The organism is Propionibacterium acidifaciens (genome assembly GCF_003798325.1).
GTDB lineage: Bacteria > Actinomycetota > Actinomycetes > Propionibacteriales > Propionibacteriaceae > Propionibacterium > Propionibacterium acidifaciens.
This window is the reverse complement of the sequence record NZ_CP033719.1, coordinates 1208334-1225578: the sequence shown is the minus strand read 5'-3', so window position 1 is coordinate 1225578 and position 17245 is coordinate 1208334. Positions and strand designations below refer to the sequence as shown.

General features: G+C 71.7%; 15 protein-coding genes and 1 riboswitch. Of the genes, 4 read left to right on the top strand and 11 right to left on the bottom strand.

The window, feature by feature from the left end:
* The first annotated feature begins 31 nt into the window (after positions 1–31).
* Positions 32–1417, top strand: coding sequence for an FHA domain-containing protein (locus tag EGX94_RS05205; RefSeq protein WP_123825985.1), 1386 nt, complete (start codon positions 32–34; stop codon positions 1415–1417).
* Positions 1418–1679: 262 nt separating this feature from the next.
* Here EGX94_RS05205 and EGX94_RS05200 read toward each other — a convergent pair whose 3' ends face one another.
* The 3 genes from EGX94_RS05200 to EGX94_RS05190 all read right to left on the bottom strand — a co-directional run bounded on the left by EGX94_RS05200 (position 1680) and on the right by EGX94_RS05190 (position 4693).
* Complete coding sequence (locus EGX94_RS05200; RefSeq protein WP_123825983.1) at positions 1680–1889, bottom strand: hypothetical protein; 210 nt, start codon at positions 1887–1889, stop codon at positions 1680–1682.
* A 298-nt stretch (positions 1890–2187) separates the two neighbouring features.
* Complete coding sequence (locus EGX94_RS05195; protein ID WP_123825981.1) at positions 2188–3984, bottom strand: sensor histidine kinase; 1797 nt, start codon at positions 3982–3984, stop codon at positions 2188–2190.
* On the bottom strand, positions 3959–4693 hold the full coding sequence (locus tag EGX94_RS05190; protein ID WP_021797453.1) for a response regulator transcription factor: 735 nt from the start codon (positions 4691–4693) through the stop codon (positions 3959–3961). The genes EGX94_RS05195 and EGX94_RS05190 overlap by 26 nt, the downstream gene beginning before the upstream one ends.
* A 369-nt stretch (positions 4694–5062) precedes the next feature.
* Between EGX94_RS05190 and EGX94_RS05185 the strand changes: the two genes are divergently transcribed.
* The 3 genes from EGX94_RS05185 to EGX94_RS05175 all read left to right on the top strand — a co-directional run bounded on the left by EGX94_RS05185 (position 5063) and on the right by EGX94_RS05175 (position 8416).
* Complete coding sequence (locus tag EGX94_RS05185; protein WP_021797452.1) at positions 5063–6337, top strand: inorganic phosphate transporter; 1275 nt, start codon at positions 5063–5065, stop codon at positions 6335–6337.
* Positions 6334–6564 (top strand): hypothetical protein, encoded by a 231-nt coding sequence (locus tag EGX94_RS05180; protein WP_021797455.1) that lies wholly within the window; start codon positions 6334–6336, stop codon positions 6562–6564. The genes EGX94_RS05185 and EGX94_RS05180 overlap by 4 nt, the downstream gene beginning before the upstream one ends.
* Positions 6565–6667: 103 nt before the next feature.
* Positions 6668–8416, top strand: a complete 1749-nt coding sequence (locus tag EGX94_RS05175) for an alpha/beta-hydrolase family protein (protein WP_123825979.1) — start codon at positions 6668–6670, stop codon at positions 8414–8416.
* A 661-nt stretch (positions 8417–9077) separates the two neighbouring features.
* On the opposite strand, the gene EGX94_RS05170 is transcribed toward EGX94_RS05175, so the two are convergent.
* From EGX94_RS05170 to EGX94_RS05135, 8 genes are all read right to left on the bottom strand, one after another.
* Positions 9078–10004 (bottom strand): IS630 family transposase, encoded by a 927-nt coding sequence (locus tag EGX94_RS05170; protein ID WP_192962698.1) that lies wholly within the window; start codon positions 10002–10004, stop codon positions 9078–9080.
* A 56-nt stretch (positions 10005–10060) separates the two neighbouring features.
* On the bottom strand, positions 10061–11128 hold the full coding sequence (locus tag EGX94_RS05165) for an IS630 family transposase (RefSeq protein WP_081707412.1): 1068 nt from the start codon (positions 11126–11128) through the stop codon (positions 10061–10063).
* 1370 nt (positions 11129–12498) lie between these two features.
* On the bottom strand, positions 12499–13272 hold the full coding sequence (cobA, locus tag EGX94_RS05160) for a uroporphyrinogen-III C-methyltransferase (protein ID WP_021797793.1): 774 nt from the start codon (positions 13270–13272) through the stop codon (positions 12499–12501).
* Positions 13273–13309: 37 nt separating this feature from the next.
* Entirely contained in the window at positions 13310–14152 is an 843-nt protein-coding gene (locus EGX94_RS05155; RefSeq protein ID WP_021797810.1) for an energy-coupling factor ABC transporter ATP-binding protein, read from the bottom strand.
* Positions 14149–14952 carry a cobalt ECF transporter T component CbiQ gene (gene cbiQ, locus EGX94_RS05150; RefSeq protein WP_021797797.1) on the bottom strand — a complete coding sequence of 268 codons (804 nt, stop codon included), beginning with the start codon at positions 14950–14952 and terminating at the stop codon, positions 14149–14151. The genes EGX94_RS05155 and cbiQ overlap by 4 nt, the downstream gene beginning before the upstream one ends.
* Positions 14953–14962: 10 nt before the next feature.
* Positions 14963–15418, bottom strand: a complete 456-nt coding sequence (locus EGX94_RS05145) for an energy-coupling factor ABC transporter substrate-binding protein (RefSeq protein WP_021797816.1) — start codon at positions 15416–15418, stop codon at positions 14963–14965.
* Positions 15411–16121 (bottom strand): energy-coupling factor ABC transporter permease, encoded by a 711-nt coding sequence (locus tag EGX94_RS05140; protein WP_021797813.1) that lies wholly within the window; start codon positions 16119–16121, stop codon positions 15411–15413. Before EGX94_RS05140 ends, EGX94_RS05145 begins: the two co-directional genes overlap by 8 nt.
* Positions 16122–16154: 33 nt before the next feature.
* A riboswitch (cobalamin riboswitch) is annotated at positions 16155–16288 on the bottom strand.
* A 417-nt stretch (positions 16289–16705) separates the two neighbouring features.
* On the bottom strand, positions 16706–17104 hold the full coding sequence (locus EGX94_RS05135) for a VOC family protein (protein ID WP_021797809.1): 399 nt from the start codon (positions 17102–17104) through the stop codon (positions 16706–16708).
* Between the last annotated feature and the right edge of the window lie 141 nt (positions 17105–17245).

Here is a 17245-nt window from a genome sequence, read left to right as displayed (position 1 = left end):
CGAAGAGGCGGAACCCACGAAAGGACGACGCATGACTGAGCAGGTCGACGACGCCGTGATGGCACCGAACCCCTCACCCGCCGCGCTGGGCGGCTGGCGCGTCAGCTACCGGCCCGGATCGTGGCTCGTGCTGTCCGGCCCCAGCTCGCTGGTGATGCTGGACGCCCGGCCCGGCCAGGCCGACGAGTTCATCAACGGGCTGTGGGAGGACATCGTCGGGGCCGCCTCGGTGTCGGCCCTCGTCGGACGGCTCGCCGCGCGCGGCCTGGACCGCATCGCCGATCTCGCCGTCCTGTTCCTCGAGGACGGCGTCATGCGGACCCTCGTCCGCGGCGGTGTGCGCGTGCTCGACGCCGACACGGGCGCCTCCCTCGTCGACGGCGCCGGCGTCATCACATGGCGCGAGTCCCAGATCGCCACCGGTCGCGTCCACGTCGACGTCGGCCAGGACTCCGACGGCCCCGAGCTGCCGCTCGTCGTCGGCGCCGCCCAGTGCTCCGGGCTGCTCGTCGACCTGGACGGCCTGCCCCCGGTCGCCGTCGCCGAGTCCCGGCCCGCCGAGACCGGGGCCGGATCCTCCGGCGAGCAGTGGCACCCGGTCGGGCCGGGCGTCCCGGACGAGGGCGCCGCGGCGTTCACCGGCTCGGCGCTCGGCGCCGACCACCACCGCGACTGGGGCGCCGTGCCGTCCCCGGCGCCCGAGCCGGCTCCGCCCGCCGAGGTGGCGGCCCCCGCAGCGGCCGCCACCGAGCGCTTCGACGCCGTCGCCGGGGACGCCTCCGGACCCTACGGCCGGCCCGAGTCCTCCTACGAGCAGCAGGGCTTCGACGAGCCCACCGATGCCGCGCCGATGAACTGGATGGCGCAGCGCCCTCGCGACGACTCCTTCATGTACGAGAAGACCGAGGTGCTCGGCGGCCCCGGGGAGGCGCCGCAGGCCCCGCAGGAGCAGGCCCCCGAGCAGCCGCCCCTCGCCGGGCCCCCGGCCGGCGGGGCCGAGCGCACCCTCGGCCAGGACGCGGTCGGCCCCCACGACGACTCCGAGCCCTCGCGCGCCGACTGGGCCCCCTCCCGGCCCCGGGCCGTCGCGCAGGTCGTCACGCTCAGCGGCCTCTCCCAGCCGCTGGACGGCCCGCTGCTCGTCGGCCGCTCCCCGCAGCCGCCCGGCGGCATGACCGCCGGGACGATGCGCGTGCCGAGCCCGCACCACGACATCTCGCGGTCCCACGTCCACCTGGAGCCGAAGGACGGGCAGATCCTCGTGACCGACATGAACTCGACGAACGGCACGATCATCTACATGCCCAACGCGAACCCGTTGCGCCTCGAGAACGGCCAGTCCATCCTCGTCCCGGTCGGCACGACGCTCGACCTGGGCGACGGCGAGCAGATCAACCTCTCGGTGCCGCTGGGCTGAGCCGTGCCGGGGGCGGGGGAGGGCGCCGGGCCGCGGGAGGCCCGTGCCTGCCTGCGCGTGCTCGACCGGCTCCGGTCCGACGCCGCGGTCTGCGTCGTCGGCTCGCTCAACGCCGACCTGCGCGTGAGCACCGAGCGCCTGCCTCGCCGGCGGCATCCCCCTGGCGGACGGCGCGCGGCTCGCCGGGGCGGTCTCGGCCCTCGCCGCCTGCGGGCCGGGGCCCGGGGCCCCTACCCGGACGTCGGGCGGGTGCGGGACTTCCTCAGTGCCGCCGCCCGCGCGTGACGATCGTCTGCACGATCGCGACGACGGCCGGCGTCACGGCCAGCGCGACGTGCAGCGCACGCGAGCGCAGGACCTCGTCGGCGAGACCGGCGAGGCCGCCACGGTCGTGGAGGATGGTGCTGAGCGCGGTGCCGGGGCGCTCCCGGTCGTCCTCGCCCGACTCGGTGAATGGGATCAACTGCGACATGTGCTCGCCCCCGAGATGCTCCGCCCGTTGCGGGGCCGTCCGTCGTGGACGGTCCCGCCTCCAGGGTAGACCCCGTCCAGGACGGGCTCCGCGCGGCGGGCCGGGGCCGCCCGGGGAGCGGCGGCACGGGCTGTCCCGCGGCTCGCCCCGGCGGGTCGTCGACGGGGCGCACTCCCCGCGGATGACGACGAGGCGGCCCGACTCGGTGCGGCCGGCGGAGGGGCCGGCGCCGCTCGCGGAGGCGGGTTCTGCCCGTCCTCCCGGCCGGAGCGCCTGCGCCGCGCTGCGCGAACGGTCCTCAGCGCCGACCGCGGAAGGGGCTCTGCCAGCCCCGGGACCGGGAGGGCTTGGCGGCCGGGCCGGTCCGCGGCTCCTCGCGGCGGGCCGCCGGACGCGGGGCCTCGGCGGCGGCCTCGCCCGGTCCGAGGATGCGCGGTATGCGCAGCGTGAAGCAGGAGTAGCCGGGGTGCGAGTCGACGGTGGCGGTGCCGTGGTGGGCGTTCATGATCGAGGCGACGATCGCCAGGCCCAGGCCGGTGGAGCCCTCCTCGGAGTGGGTACGGGCCATGTCCGCCCGCGCGAAGCGCTCGAAGACGTGATCGATGAGGTCGGGCGGCACGCCGGGGCCGTTGTCCTCGACGGTGATCACCGCGTCGCGCCCGTCGAGGCGGACCGTTGTCGTGACGATCGTGCCGGCCGGGGTGTGCTTGCGGGCGTTCGACAGCAGGTTGGTGAAGACCTGGTGCAGCTGGAACTCGTCGGCGCGCACCATGAGCGGGGCGTCGGGCAGGTTGAGGCGCCACGTGTGGTCCCGGCTGGAGACCTGGGCGTCGGAGACCGCGTTGAGCACGACCTCGTTGACGTCCACGTCGGTGAGCTCGTTCTCCCGGCCGGCGTCGAGGTGGGCCAGCAGGAGCATGTCCTCGACGAGCGAGCCCATCCGCTGCGACTCGCTCGCGATGCGGGTCATGGCGAACGCGGTGCTCTCGTTGAGCTGGTCGGGCCGTTTGAGGCTGAGTTCGGAGTAGCCGCGGATGGCGGCCAGCGGATTGCGCAGCTCGTGGCTGGCGTCCGCGACGAACTGTTTGACCTTCGACTCGGACTGTTCGCGCGCCTTCAGCGCGTCCTCCACGTTGTCGAGCATCCGGTTGAACGAGCGGCCCACCCGGCCGACCTCGTTGCGCGGGTCGAGGTCGCGGTCGTCGAGCCGGTCGGGCAGGGTGACCAGCCCCGTCTCGAGATCCATCTCGGAGACCTTGTTGGCCGTCTTCATGAGGCGGTTGAGCGGCGCCAGGGTCTGCCGGACGACGGCCGTCGCGATGACGCCGGAGACCACGATGGCGAGCGCCACGACGATGCCCTCGGCCAGCACCAGCCGCTGCATCGCATGCGTCCACTGGGTCATCGGGATGCCGACGTAGAGCGTGCCCCGTACGCTCGAGGTGCTGCCGTCCTCCTTCACGATGGCGACCATGACCGAGCGGGACATGGCCCGGTAGCCGCCCAGCTCGGGCAGCTTGACGTCATGGGACCTGCCGTCCGTGGGGACCTCGGTGATCTTCGTGTTCACCGCGTCGGAGGTGTTGACCGTGTTGCGCCGGTCGACGTCCTCGACGATGCCCTGGACGTTGTCCTCGGTGTCGACGAGGACGACGACGGCGCCGACCGGCAGGCCGCCCAGCGGCACGTCGCTCGTGCCGAAGATCGAGTCGGTCGCCGAGTCGCCCCGGCTCTGCTCGTCGGGCGTGGGCCCGCTCGAGGGCTGGGAGGCCCCGGACGGCTGGCCCCCGGTGTTCGTGCTCGGCAGGCCGAGCGCCTCGGTGAGCTGGGCGTCCACCTGCTGCACGAGGATGTGATGGACCATGAGGGCGCTGAACATGCTCAGGATGATCGCCACGGCGGCGACGATCGCGCTGAGCCGGACAACGAGCTTGTAGTTCAGCGTGCCCCGGCCCATCGGGCGCCAGGGCTGCTCCTCCTCGTCGGCCGTGTGCCCGCCGGCCCCGCCGCTCGGGGGATCGACGGGGGCCGCCGGGTCGTCGGGCGCCGAGGGCGCGGAGCGCCGGGGCTCAGCCGACAGCCGGCTTGAGAACATACCCGGCGCCCCTCATGGTGTGGATCATCGGTGCGCGGCCCGCGTCGATCTTCTTGCGCAGATAGCTGATGTACAGCTCCACGACGTTCGCCTGGCCGCCGAAGTCGTAGTTCCAGACGCGGTCGAGGATCTGCGCCTTCGACAGCACCCGCCTGGGGTTCCTCATGAGATAGCGCAGGAGCTCGAACTCCGTGGCCGTCAGGTGGATCTCGTCGCCGCCGCGGGTGACCTCGTGCGAGTCCTCGTCCAGGACGAGGTCGCCGACGATCAGCTCCGACTCGGAGCGCTTGGAGGCCGCGCCGCTGCGGCGCAGCAGGGCGCGCAGCCGCGCCATGACCTCCTCGACGCTGAAGGGCTTGGTGACGTAGTCGTCGCCGCCGGCGGTCAGCCCGTTGATGCGGTCCGAGACGGCATCCTTGGCGGTGAGGAAGATCACGGGGATCTCGGGCTGCTCGGCCCGGATGCGGCGCATCACCTCGAGCCCGTCGAAGTCGGGCAGCATCAGGTCGAGCACGACGGCGTCGGGGTGCACCTCGCGGGCGACGCGGACCGCCTCGGAGCCGCTCGCCGCGGTGCTGGGGTTCCAGCCCTCGTAGCGCATCGCCATGGACAGGAGTTCGGTGAGGCTCGGTTCGTCGTCGACGGCGAGCACGCGGATCGGCGTGCCGTCGGGACGGGAGATGACCTCCGGGGACTGTGGACCTGGCATGACCCTACTGTGGCAGTTCGGCCGCCGGCTCGTCTATGTCTTTCCTTTTCGTTTCCTGTGAACCATCCGTTCCGGTGCGGGCGCCGCCCGTGGACGCCGGACCGGCCCGACGGGCATGCGGCGGACGTCCGGTGCGACGAGCACCCAAGGTGAACACTTGGTGAACAGGCCCACCTCGTCCTGGGTGCGGGCCCGGTGATGCGCAAGAATCAAATCCGACGGCGAGCGCCGCCCGAGCCCCGCAGGTGCTCCACCTGTGGGGCGGGAGATCCCAGGGCGACCGGTCCGACCCCGGGGCGGGCCGTTACGATCGCGTGAGGTGCGTATGAGAGCAGTTGCGAACGACTGCAGCGACGGGCGTGAGCTCCGATGACTCTCGCAATCGTCGTGATCGTTGTCGTGACCGCCTTGGTCTTCGACTTCACCAACGGCTTCCACGACTCCTCCAACTCGATGGCCACCGCCGTCGCGACCGGGGCCTTCCGGCCCAGGATCGCCGTCACCGTGGCCGCCGTCCTCAACATCGTCGGCGCCTGCCTGTCCACCGAGGTCGCCCGGACGATCAGCTCCGGCATCGTCAACGACGCGCTCGTGACTCCGACGATGGTCTTCGCCGGCCTCGCCGGGGCCATCATCTGGAACCTCGTCACCTGGCTGCTCGGCCTGCCGTCGAGCTCCTCGCACGCCATGTTCGGCGGCCTCATCGGCGCCGTCCTCGTCACCGCCGGGCACAGCGGCGTCCACTGGGGCGTCATCGTCTCCAAGATCATCCTCCCGGCGCTCGTCGCGCCGGCCGTGGCCGGCGTCGCCGCGGGCGTCGCCACCTTCTGCGCCTACCGCATCACCGACCACTCGGTCACCCATGCGGGCCGCTACTACCGCATGGGTCAGCGCATCTCGTCGTCGATGCTCGCCCTGGCCCACGGCACCTCGGACGGCCAGAAGACGATGGGCATCATCACGCTCGTCCTCATCGCCGCCGGCATGCAGGCCCCCGGCACCCACCCGCACTGGTGGGTCATCGGCATGGCCGGTCTCGCCATCGGCCTGGGCACCTACTCCGGCGGCTGGCGCATCATGCGCACCATGGGCAGCGGCCTCGTCGCCGTCGAGGCCCCGCAGGGCTTCTGCGCCGAGACCGCCTCGACCGTCGCCGTCCTCGCCTCCAGCCACCTCGGCTTCGGCCTGTCGACCACTCACGTGTGCACCGGCTCGATCCTCGGCTCTGGCGTCGGACGCGGCGCCAAGGTCAACTGGTCGGTCGCCGGCCAGATGGCCAGCGCCTGGCTCGCCACCCTGCCCTGCGCCGCGGTCGTCGGCGCCGTCGCCGGCTGGCTCGCCGGGCGCGGCATCGTCGGCATCGGCGTCGTCGCCGTGGCCCTCGTCATCGCGGCGGGGGCGATCCTCACGCGGGCCAACCGCACCAAGGTCCATCACGGCAACGTGAACGACGACCCCCGGGCCGTCCCCTCCCCGGCCCGGCAGCCTGGCGGGCGCGTCGTCGAGGACCTCCCCGTCGTCGTCGAGGGCTCCGTCGCCCACGAGGCCGAGAGGGTGCTCAAGAGCGCGGCCGGGCGGGCCCCCGGCGGCGATGATGACCCCCGGCCCGGCCAGCACCTGGCCGGCAGCGGAGTCGCCTCGTGAGCATCGACTGGGGCGCCCTCGGCGTCGTCAGCATCGTCACGCTCATCGGAACGGTCTTCGTCGTCTGCGTCGTCTCGTGCGCGGCGCTGCTCATGGACCTCTCGCACGCCAGGGCCCAGGCCGGCCGTCCCGCCGGGGCCATGCGGGCCGGCGCGGCCGCTCTCGTCGGCTGCTGCGCGGCCATCCTGCTGTTCGGGCTGTGGCTGATCATCCCCTACTTCCACTGAGCCGCACCGCCGATCCCTCGGCGGGCCCGGCGCGCCCGCCCGGTCGTCCCGCGCCGGCCGCTCGCGCGCTGCGCGGGCGGGGCCGCTCTCTAGACTGTTCCCCATGCGGCTGAACCGTCCCCACCTGAACCGTCTCGGCGTCCACCGGCCGCACCCGGCCCGGCCGTCCGCCGGGCCCCCGTCGGCGGGCGGGGCGGTCGGCGCGCTGGCCGGATACGTCGCCGCCTACGCCCCGTCCCTGCTGCCGCGCACCTGGCTCCTCCAGGGGGTCGTCGCGGCCGTCTCCTCGGTCTTCGGCTACCAGGTCGGCATGATCGCGGGCCGGGCCGCCGGTCTGCTCGGCGACGTCCTGGGCGTGCGCCCCGACCCGGCGGTGCGGCCCCGGGCCGGCCGGCGCGCCCTCGCCGCGGCGGCGCTGTCCGTCGGCGCGGCCGCTGCGGTCGGCGTCCCGCTGGCCGCGCTGCGCTCCCAGCGCCGCACCGCCCGCGCCTGCCGGGCGGACGAGCCGACGGCGGGCTGGCAGCTCGCCTCGGCGGCCGCCGGGGCCGGCATCTTCCTGCTGCTCGAGGCCCAGTGGCGGGCCACCGCCGCGGCCATCGACTGGGTCGGCGCGCACCTGCACGGGCGCATCGCCTGGCGGGTGGCCGAGCGGCTCGTCGCCACGCTCGTCGTGCTGGCCACCATCGTCGTCGTCTTCGACCAGGTGATCCTGCGCGGCGTCATCGAGGTTGGCCGCACCGCCTCGGAGCGCATCGACCTCACGACGCCCGAGGGCATGGCCCAGCCCGCCTCGCCGACCCGCTCGGGCAGCCCCGCCTCCCGCGAGGCGTGGTCCACGCTCGGGCTGCAGGGCAAGATCTTCGTCACCGGCGGGCCCGACGCCGCGCGCATCGAGCAGGTGACCGGTCGTCCCGCCCTCGACCCGCTGCGCGCCTACGCGGCGATGGGCTCGCGCAGCCTGCGCGGCGTCACCGAGGCCGTCCTGGCCGAGATGGACCGCACCGGAGCGTGGAGCCGGGGCAGCCTGTGCATCGTCACGACGACCGGACGCGGCAGCGCCAACGAGTGGAGCGCCTCGGCCTTCGAGTACCTCACCGGCGGGGACTGCTGCACCATCGGCATGCAGTACTCGGGCCTGCCCAGCGCCATCACCCTGTTCACCGACAAGCAGATCCCCGTCGTCGCCTCGCGCATCCTCTTCGACGCCATCTCGCGGCGCCTCGCCGCGCTGCCCGCCGACCGGCGTCCCAGGGTCTACCTCTCCGGCGAGTCCCTCGGCGCCTTCGGCTCCAACGGCGTCTTCGCCGACGTCGACGACCTGCTGGCCCGCGCCGACGGCGCCGTCTGGATGGGCGCGCCCGACTTCACCCCGCTCAAGTCCGGGCTCAGCGCCGCCCGCGACCCCGGCTCGACCGTGGTCGTGCCGGTCGTCGACGGCGGCCGCCACGTGCGCTTCGCCGGTCGGCCCGAGCACCTCACCCGCACCGAGTTCGGCCGCCGGCTCGGCCCCTGGTCGTTCCCGCGCATCGTCTACCTGCAGAACGACACCGACCCGGTCGTGTGGTGGGGCACGCGGCTGCTGTGGCGCCGCCCCGAGTGGTTCGACGGCCTGCGCGCCCCCGGCAGCACGATGTCGCGCATGCGCTGGGTGCCGTTCGTCACCTTCTGGCAGATCGCCTGCGACATGCCCGTGTGCTACCGGGTGCCGGAGGGCTTCGGCCACAAGTACTCGGCCGAGCAGATCGTGCCCGCCTGGGCCGCCGTGCTCGGCGGGGAGCCCACCGACGACCACGGGGCCGTCATCGACGCGCTGGTCGAGGACATCCGGGCCGATCGCCCCCGGTCGCACTGAGCGGGACACCGCCGGTGCGGTTCAGCGTGCGACCAGGGATGCGAGCCCCGGCCGGGCCGGGCGGACCGTCGGCCAGGCGGTGCCAGGGCCCTCGACTAACGCCTCGTCCTCGACCGCTCAGGACCCGAGCCGGTCCCAGGCCCCGCGAATCGTCTCGACCAACAACCGGGAGGCCTGCCCCTGCACGGCCGCGCCGCCGCGTGATCGAGACCGGTCGTCCAAGGGGTCATCGGAACCGAGGTCAGGCTGATCCCTGACAGCCGGTTCCTCCCGTCCCACCGGCATCAACGCGGCAGGGCCGGCCTCCGTACGAGTCGGGCCCGGATGCTCCACGACACGACGCCGCCCGTGCTTCTTCTCCACGATCTGCACGGCAGGCGCCCCGAAGCGGTCCTCACCTTCCGCGCGAACGGGCGCATGAGCCACCATCCCATCGAGACCATTAGTGCCTCCCGACCGCCCACGCAAATCACGCCGACAAGCCCCGACGCACCCCGAACAGCTCAAACCAACGCTGAGGCGTGCAACTCAGGGGGGCGACGATATTCTCGCTTGTGTCAACCACGGAAATCACCTTTTAGATCAGACCGAAGCTCATATGGCTGTCATGAAACAAAATCGTTTCTGTGGCTGTCATGAAACAAAATCGTTTCTGTGGCTGTCATGAAACAAAATCGTTTCTGGTTTCGCGGAGTGGGAGGTGCTCGAAGTCGTAGTCGAAGGAGCGTCCGGTGACGTATGAGGCGAACGCGCCGAAGGTCTCTTCGGGGGTCTCGCGCTGAATGTTCGCGATGTTGCTCCTGGCCGCGTTCCAGACGTGCTCCACCGGGTTGTGGTCGGGCGCGTACGGCGGCAGATGAATCGGCGTGATGCGCTCCAACAGCTGACCCGGCTCGTGGAGGCCGGTCAATGCTTTCGCGTGGTGGAATCGGGCGTTGTCCAGGACGACCGCGATCTTGCCGGTCTCGGTTTCTCGTTGGAGCCGGTCCAGCGCGAGGATCGTCTGCTCGGTGTTCTGGTTCCCCTCGATCGGATACAGCTTCACCTTCTTATTTGTGAGGGACAGGGCACCGAAGAACGACTGGGACACCTTCTGCCGGTCCACGTGGAACTTGGTGCGCTGACCCTTGGGTAGCCACATGCGGCGGGTCTCGGCCTCGTGCTCCAAGCGGACCTCGTCCGCCGTGTAGACCTCCCAGCCCTGATCCAACAGGTCCTTGACCTGGGCCTTCACCTCGGCCATGCGCCGGGTGATGGCCTGCTCGTCACGGTGCCCGTCGAACGGGTCGGGCAGTTCGAGGCTCGGCCCGCAGAAGCGCGGGAGCAGCTGGTACGAGGAGTCCGTCTGGTGTTCGGCGTCGGACAGGGTCTTCACGACGTCACGTATCGCTGGGACGTCCCAGAACTCGGCGTGGACACCCGCCTGGGAGGGCGGCTGGGCCAGGATGGCCTTGAGTTCTTCCTTCTGTGCGCGGGCGGGTTCCGCCGCGTTCTGGTTCCCGGCGTGCCCGGTGAGCACCGGGCACATCCTGGTGGCCTGCCACTCGGCCAGCCATTCCTGCACTGTCCTCTCAGTGCGCTCAACCATCTTTGGAGTGCTTGGTGTTTTTCGGACAGTGGTGAAATGATCGTGAGGTATGGCGGTCATGAAACAAGATCGTTTCTGGTTTCGCGGGGTGGGAGGTGTTCGAAGTCGTAGTCGAATGTTCGGCCGGTGATGTATGAGGCGAACGCGCCGAAGGTTTCTTCGGGGGTCTCGCGCTGGATGTTCGCGATGTTGTTCTTGGCCGTGTTCCAGACGTGCTCGACCGGGTTGTGGTCGGGCGCATACGGTGGCAGATGAATCGGGGTGATGCGTTCCAGCAGCCGGCCGGGCTCGTAGAGACCGGTCAGCATCTTGGCGTGGTGGAACCGGGCGTTGTCGAGGACGACCGCGATCTTCTCGGTGTCGGTTTCGCGTTGAAGTCGGTCCAGCGCGAGGATTGTCTGCTCGGTGTTCTGGTTCCCCTCGATCGGATACAACTTGACCTTCTTGCTGGTCAACGAGAGAGCACCGAAGAACGACTGGGACGTCTTCTTCCGGTCCACGGACAGTTTGGTGCGCTGTCCTTTCGGGGGCTGCATGCGGCGGGTCTCGGCCTCATGCTCCAGGCGCACCTCGTCTGCCGCGTACACCTCCCAACCGGCGTCCAACAGGTCCTTGACCTGGGCTTTCACCTCGACCATGCGCTTGGTGACGGCCTGCTCGTCGCGGTGCTTGTCGAACGGGTCCGGCAGCTTGAAACTCAGCCCGCAGAACCGCAGGAGCAGCTGGTACGAAGAATCTGACTCGTACTCGACATCGAACAGGATCTTCACGACGTCACGTATCGCTGGGACGTCCCAGAACTCGGCATCAATCCCGGACTGTGAGGGCGGCTGGGCCAAGACGGCCTTGAGTTCTTCCTTCTGGGCACGGGTGAGTTTCGCCGCGTTCTGGTTCCCCGCATGCCCGGTCAGCACCGAGCACATCCTGCTGTCCCGCCAACCGGCCAGCCACTCCCGGATGGTTTTCACGCTGCGCTCAACCATTTCAGCGATGATGCTCACATCAACGCCTCGAGAAGCGTACAGGATCGCTTCTGCTTTCATCCGCACCAACACATAATTGTCCGCGCGCTTCTTCCACCTGATCAGGACGGCGGTTTCTTCCCCGGTGACCTCAACCTGCATGTCCCAATCATATCCGAAACAGCACAGGAAATCCACGAAAAATACGGTTTCGTTTCATGACGGCCATAGAATTAGATCATGTCGGCACCGAAATACAGTGCGGAATTTAAGGAACAAGTCGTTCTCGGGATCGTCCGGGGGTCCGGGCCGGTGGCCGGGGTGGCCGGATCGTGTGGTCTTGTGGTGCGGGCGGTCGGGGGCCGGGTCGCGGGATGGCGGGGGGAGCGCCCCGGCCTCGGCGCTGATGCCGTGACCGTGGAAGGGCACGCCGGGATCGGGCGGCTGAGGGCGGGGCTCCGGGGGGCCCGCGTGGGGGACGGGTTCCTGGAGGGAGCGGTGGTCTTCTTCGCCCGGGGGTCCGGGTGGGCGCGGGACACCGCCGCATCCGCCGCGGAGGAGGCGACCGCCCCGTCCGGTCCGTGCGCCGGTGGGTGGAGGCATCCGGGTCCGGCTGCTGCGCCCGGCGGAGCCGTCCCGGGTCCTCGACGGCCCGGCGGGGGAGGACCCGGCGGCCATCGTTGTCGGGTTCTTCGACGAGTCTCTGAACGGGCCCACGGCTGCCGCCGGGTCCGCGCGGGGCCGGCCCGGGGCGGGGTCGAGGCCTCTCGCTCGGCGTGGTCCGCGGGATCGTGGCGGCGGCGGGTCCGGTTGCCTGTCGGCCTCGGGGACGGGCCGGGACGGATCGTGCCGGCGCCGGATCTTCCGGGCCGGCCGGGCCGGTTGCGCCGGGGCGTCGCCGCCGCCGCGCCCGGAATGAGACGGGTGGGCGGCGTCGCGCATGGTCCGGCCCGGCGGGGATCCGCCCACCCGGCGGTCGTCGTGGATTGTTTCCCGGGGGAGGGGTCGTCGGGGGCGCGATCGCCGGTCGCATGCGCGCCGGGCTCGTCGCCGGGGCCTCGGCCACGGCCTGTCCGCCGATCCGTGGTGTCGGGGTCCTCCACTCGGATCGGGGGGCTCGATGCACGTCGGCCGGATGCACGGGGTTCATGGCCGGCCGCGGGGTTCTCCCGTCCGTCGGGCGGGCCGGCAGCTGCTGTGGCAATGCCGCCGCCGAGTCGTTCACCGCGGTCTCGAGGGAGGGAACTCGTGAACCGTGGGGTCCGCTCGGCCCGGGACCATGCGATCCGGGACGTGACAGCCCGGACCGGGTCACGATGCGATCGCGAGCGTCTCCACTCGGCGATCGACCACCGGACCCCCGACCAAGCCGACACTGAATGGAGACAACAACACAAGGCAGCAGCCCGAGACCACCCATCAACCACTGCCTGAAAAACCTATATCACTCCATGCGCCGCCCCGGCCCGGGACACGGCGGGCGGCCTCGTGGCCGTGGACGGCCGCGCCGGTCGCGATGGGGTACGGCCGGTTCAGTGGTCGCTCGGCGCCCGGCGCTCCGGGTGGTCGAGGTCGATGGCCGCCAGCTCGCCGACGATGACCAGTGACGGGGGCCGCACCCGGCGGGCCTCCATCGCAGCGGCGGCCTCGCCGAGGGTCGTCGTCCACGAGGCCTGGTCGGGCAGCGAGGCGTTCGAGACGATGCCGACGGGCGTGCCGGGCGCCAGGCCGCCGGCGATGAGTTCGGGGGCGATGTCGCGCAGGTGCGCGACGCCCATGAGGATCACGAGCGTCGTGCGGCTGCGGGCCAGCTCGCGCCAGGGCACCTCGGAGCGGGGGTCGTTCGGCGAGACGTGGCCCGAGACCACGGTGAAGCCCTGCACCAGGTGACGGTGCGTCAGCGGGATGCCGGCCAGCGCCGGGCCCGAGGTGGACGAGGTGACGCCCGGCACGACGCGCACCGGCACGCCGGCCTCGGCGCAGGCCTGCCACTCCTCGCCGCCGCGGCCGAAGACGAAGCAGTCGCCGCCCTTGAGTCGCACGACCCGTCGGCCGCGCCGCGCATGGGCGACGAGCAGCCGGTTGATCTCCTCCTGGGGCACGTAGGAGCCCTGCGGGACCTTGCCGACCGGGACGCGTTCGGCGTCGGCGGGCGCCTGGTCGAGGACCTCGGCCGGGGCCAGCCGGTCGTAGAGCACGACATCGGCCTGCCGGATCGCCTTGAGCCCGGCGACGGTGATGAGGTCGGGGTCGCCGGGGCCGCCGCCCACGAGGGTGACGGTGCCGGGCTGCAGCGTGATGTCCATCTGTCCTTCCTGACGATCGGCGCGCGGTCCGGCAGGATCAGCGCGCTGCCCCGTCGTGGGCGCCCGCGGGCCGTTCGTCCGTGAGCATGGCGATCGCCTGCTCAAGGTTACGGGGTCGCCGGTCGAGGCCGAGCGCCGCGGCCAGCGCGAGCGTCCAGGGCTTCTCCAGGTGGGCCCGCGCGATGAGCCCGGAGTCGGCCAGCAGCTCGTCGACCGGGCCCTGGCGCACGGCGGCGTCGCAGACCACGGCGGCCTCGTCGGCCCAGTCCAGGGCCAGCGCCACGTCGTGGGTGGCCATGAGGATCGTCGCCCCGGCCGCGGTGAGCCGGTCGAGCGCCTCGCGCATCTGCCGCACACCGGCCGGGTCGAGGCCGGCAGTCGGCTCGTCCAGCAGCAGCAGGTCCGGGCGCATCGCCACCGCGCCGGCCGTCGCGACGCGCTTGCGCTCGCCGTACGACAGGTGGTGGGTGGCGCGCTCGGCGAGGTGATCGGCGCCGAGCAGCCGCAGGGACTGGTCCACGCGCTCGCGCACCTCGTCGACGGGCAGACCCAGGTTCATCGGGCCGAACGAGACGTCCTGGGCCACGTCGGCGCTGAACAGCTGGGCGTCGGGGTCCTGCAGGACCATCTGGACGTGGCGGCGGTGCTCGCGCAGCCCCTTGCGCGACCAGTCGAGCGGTTCGCCCTCGCGCAGCACCCGGCCCGAGGCCGGCTCCAGCGAGCCCGCCAGGACGCTCATGAGCGTCGTCTTGCCCGAGCCGTTCGCCCCGAGGAGCGCCAGGCGGGTGCCCCGCTCGATGTGCAGGGTGACGCCGTCGAGCACCCTGGGGCGGCCGGGGTGGCCGGCGACGACGTGATCGGCCTGAAGAAGTGCGGTCATGATGCGGTGCCCCCCAGACTGAGTGCCCAGATCGCCGCGATGACGGCGAGGGTGATGACGATGAAGCGGGGCGAGGCCCGGCGCCGTACGGGCAGGGTGGCCAGTGTGGTCTCGAAGCCGCGGTGGCTCATGCCCTCGTTGAGGCGCCCGGCGCGCTCCCAGGCGAGGATGCCGATGGCGCCGATGGCGGCCGCCGTGTTGTCCCAACGCCGGCGCAGTCCGTGCATGGGGCCGACGGGGTTGTCGCCGAGGCGGCAGCGCTGGGCCTCCATGACGGTGAGCATCGTGTCGAGGATGACGAACAGCAGCCGGTAGGTCAGGTTGGCGATCTCCAGCAGCGGCTCCGGCACGTGGAAGCGGCGCAGCCAGGTCAGCAGGTCGACCATCGGCGTGGTGGTGGCGAGAACCATGACGGACAGGGTGCCCGACATGCCGTGCAGGAACAGGCGCAGGGCCTGCACCGACGAGGTGGGCCCGATGCTCAGCGCTCCGAGGCTCCACCAGGCGTCCGTGGGCGTCCGGCCCACCGCCAGGAGCACCGAGACGCCGCCCAGCACGAGGAAGACGAGGGGGGCGCTCATCGCCTCGGCCAGCACGTGGAGGCGGATGCGGGCCGAGCCGAGGATGAAGGCGACGGCGGCGACCGAGACGAGGACGGTGCCCGGCCAGACCGGCGCGAGGAGCGCCGTGAGCACCAGGCCCATCGAGCAGAGCACCTTCTCACCGACGCGGCGACGCCGCCATGGGGAGTCCCAGGCGGCGTCGTCGAGAGCGTTGATGTGGTGGGAGTGGTTGTTCATCGGGCCCGGGTCATTCGTTCGTCGTCCGGTCCAGGGCGGCGTCGGCGGCCACCTGTGCGTCGGCGACCCTGGCGGCGTCGGACGAGCCGGCCTCGGCGGCCGCCTCCTTGCCGGCGACCCGCCTGCCGCTCATGCGGCCGAGGCAGAAGAAGATGATGCCCGAGCCGATGGCCGCCTGGATGGCGAACAGGCCCGACTCGACCTCACCGGCCGGTTCGAACAGCGGCTTGAACCAGGGCTCGGCGCCGGCCTGCTCGGCCGCCTCGGTGGCCGCGTCGTCCGTGCCGCCGAAGGCCTCGTCCGGGTCGGAGGCCATCTTGTTGCCCACGACGAGCGAGATGAGGAAGATGAGGACGACGGCGCCGAGCAGCGCCCAGGTCACCCACTTCTTCGAGCTGGTCAGGGCGCTGGATCCGGTGTCCGCGGTCCCGGCCGCGCCGGTCCTGCTCGTGGTGGTCTCAGACATGGGAGTCCTCCTTCGCGACGGCCGCGGCGCCGGCCCGGCCTGCGCCGATGTCGAAGCCGAGACCGGCCAGTTGCGGGGCGGCGACCCTCACCAGGAAGCGGAACAGGAGGATGCCGAGGAAGCCCTCCATGATGGACAGCGGGACTTGCGAGACGGCGAAGATGCCGAGGAACTTGAGGGCCGCGCCGACGACGCCGCTGGAGGCGTCGGGGAAGGCGAAGGCCAGCTGGAAGCTCGTCACGCAGTAGGTGGCGAGGTCGCTGATCGCCATGCACAGGAAGATCGCCAGGGCGTTCGGCCCGTGCAGCCTCTTCGTGAGCAGGTAGACCCAGTAGCCGATCCACGGGCCCGCGATGGCCATGGAGAAGGTGTTGGCGCCGAGGGTCGTGATGCCGCCGTGGGCGAGCAGCAGGGCCTGGAAGACGAGCACGATGACGCCCATGAACGCCATGACCGGCGGTTTGAACAGGATCGCCCCGACGCCGGTGCCGGTGGGGTGCGAGCTCGAGCCGGTGACGCTCGGCAGCTTGATGGAGCTGAGCAGGAAGGTGCAGGCGCCGGCGGTGGCGAGCAGGAGCTTGTTCTCGGGGTGCTCCCTGACCTCCTTGACGACCTTCACCGCCCCGTGGATCACGAACGGAGCGGCCGCCGCGTACCAGATGGCGCATTGGGCTGGGGGGAGAACGCCTTCAGCGATGTGCATGAAGTCATTCCTTTCTCGGGATCGTGCGTCCCGTCGCGGAAAGGGCCCCGAGCAGGACGTTCTCTGGCTCGCATCTCGTCGATGCTCACAGTGGCGCGACCGTGCCGGACTCCCACCGGCTTCCCGTCGCTGTCAGGGGCTTGTGCACTCGGGATTATTGCACCCGCGGGGTCCGAGCCCCCAGGCGACTCCCGGGAAGTCCCCGCGCCTCTGATCTGCTTTCGTGATTGCGCATGACGGCATGGAACGACTGACTAGGGAACGGACTGGTGGGGCCGGTCGCGGGTTCGGGGGCGCCCGCTCCCGTCAGTGCCCTTCTCACCGTCGTCCCGTCCCGCCCGGGCCGGGCGCTCCGCCGCGCGGAGAACGAGGAAGGAGCGCTGCACCGGGTCCCGCCCGCCTTCGGGACGCCGGGCGGTCGCCCGGATGCCGGATGACCCGTTCGCAGGGCCCACGGGCGCTCCGCCGCGCGGAGAACGAGGACGCTCGGAGGACTCTCCCTTTTCGACCCTCATCGTCATTGCGCATGCTCCGCACAGCGAGTCCGCTCGCAGAGTCCGCTCGGACCGCTTCGGTCGGGGCCGTCAGGACAGCGTGTAGAACTCCAGCGCGATGTTGTCCGGGTCGCGGAAGGCGATGAGCGCGCCGGTGGCTCCGCGGACGATGCCGCTGTTCTCCACGCCCGCACTCCCGAGCCGGGCCTCCCAGGCGCGCAGCACGGCCGTGTCGGGCACCGCGAGGCTCAGATGGTCCAGGCCGGCGCGGTGCTCGTCGAAGGGGCCGGGTGCCGCGGTCCTGCCGTGGCTGACGAGGCCGAGCGTCACCGGGCCGAGCTGCACCAGCGCCTTCGTCATGGGGCCGATGTCGAGGCGTCGCAGCTCCCGGGCGCCCAGCACCCGCGTGTACCAGGTCACGCTCGTGTCGAGGTCGGTGACGGTGATGCCGATGTGGTGGACGCCGGTGATCTGCGGGTACGCGCTCATGGCATCGAGTGAACCACCCGGATCGTCTCAGGACGAGGGCCCGGGCGAGCTGGCTCCGGCGGGCGCGACGACCCGATCCGGACGGGCTCGCAGCGCTCCTCGGCTCCTCCTCCGCCCGGGGCGGCGCACGTGCGCGAGCGT

Coding starts and splice junctions, on each gene's coding strand:
- EGX94_RS05205 (WP_123825985.1), top strand. CDS start 32: ATGACTGAGCAGGTCGACGACGCCGTGATGGCACCGAACCCCTCACCC.
- EGX94_RS05200 (WP_123825983.1), bottom strand. CDS start 1,889: ATGTCGCAGTTGATCCCATTCACCGAGTCGGGCGAGGACGACCGGGAG.
- EGX94_RS05195 (WP_123825981.1), bottom strand. CDS start 3,984: ATGTTCTCAAGCCGGCTGTCGGCTGAGCCCCGGCGCTCCGCGCCCTCG.
- EGX94_RS05190 (WP_021797453.1), bottom strand. CDS start 4,693: ATGCCAGGTCCACAGTCCCCGGAGGTCATCTCCCGTCCCGACGGCACG.
- EGX94_RS05185 (WP_021797452.1), top strand. CDS start 5,063: ATGACTCTCGCAATCGTCGTGATCGTTGTCGTGACCGCCTTGGTCTTC.
- EGX94_RS05175 (WP_123825979.1), top strand. CDS start 6,668: ATGCGGCTGAACCGTCCCCACCTGAACCGTCTCGGCGTCCACCGGCCG.
- EGX94_RS05170 (WP_192962698.1), bottom strand. CDS start 10,004: ATGGTTGAGCGCACTGAGAGGACAGTGCAGGAATGGCTGGCCGAGTGG.
- EGX94_RS05165 (WP_081707412.1), bottom strand. CDS start 11,128: ATGCAGGTTGAGGTCACCGGGGAAGAAACCGCCGTCCTGATCAGGTGG.
- cobA (WP_021797793.1), bottom strand. CDS start 13,272: ATGGACATCACGCTGCAGCCCGGCACCGTCACCCTCGTGGGCGGCGGC.
- EGX94_RS05155 (WP_021797810.1), bottom strand. CDS start 14,152: ATGACCGCACTTCTTCAGGCCGATCACGTCGTCGCCGGCCACCCCGGC.
- cbiQ (WP_021797797.1), bottom strand. CDS start 14,952: ATGAACAACCACTCCCACCACATCAACGCTCTCGACGACGCCGCCTGG.
- EGX94_RS05145 (WP_021797816.1), bottom strand. CDS start 15,418: ATGTCTGAGACCACCACGAGCAGGACCGGCGCGGCCGGGACCGCGGAC.
- EGX94_RS05140 (WP_021797813.1), bottom strand. CDS start 16,121: ATGCACATCGCTGAAGGCGTTCTCCCCCCAGCCCAATGCGCCATCTGG.
- EGX94_RS05135 (WP_021797809.1), bottom strand. CDS start 17,104: ATGAGCGCGTACCCGCAGATCACCGGCGTCCACCACATCGGCATCACC.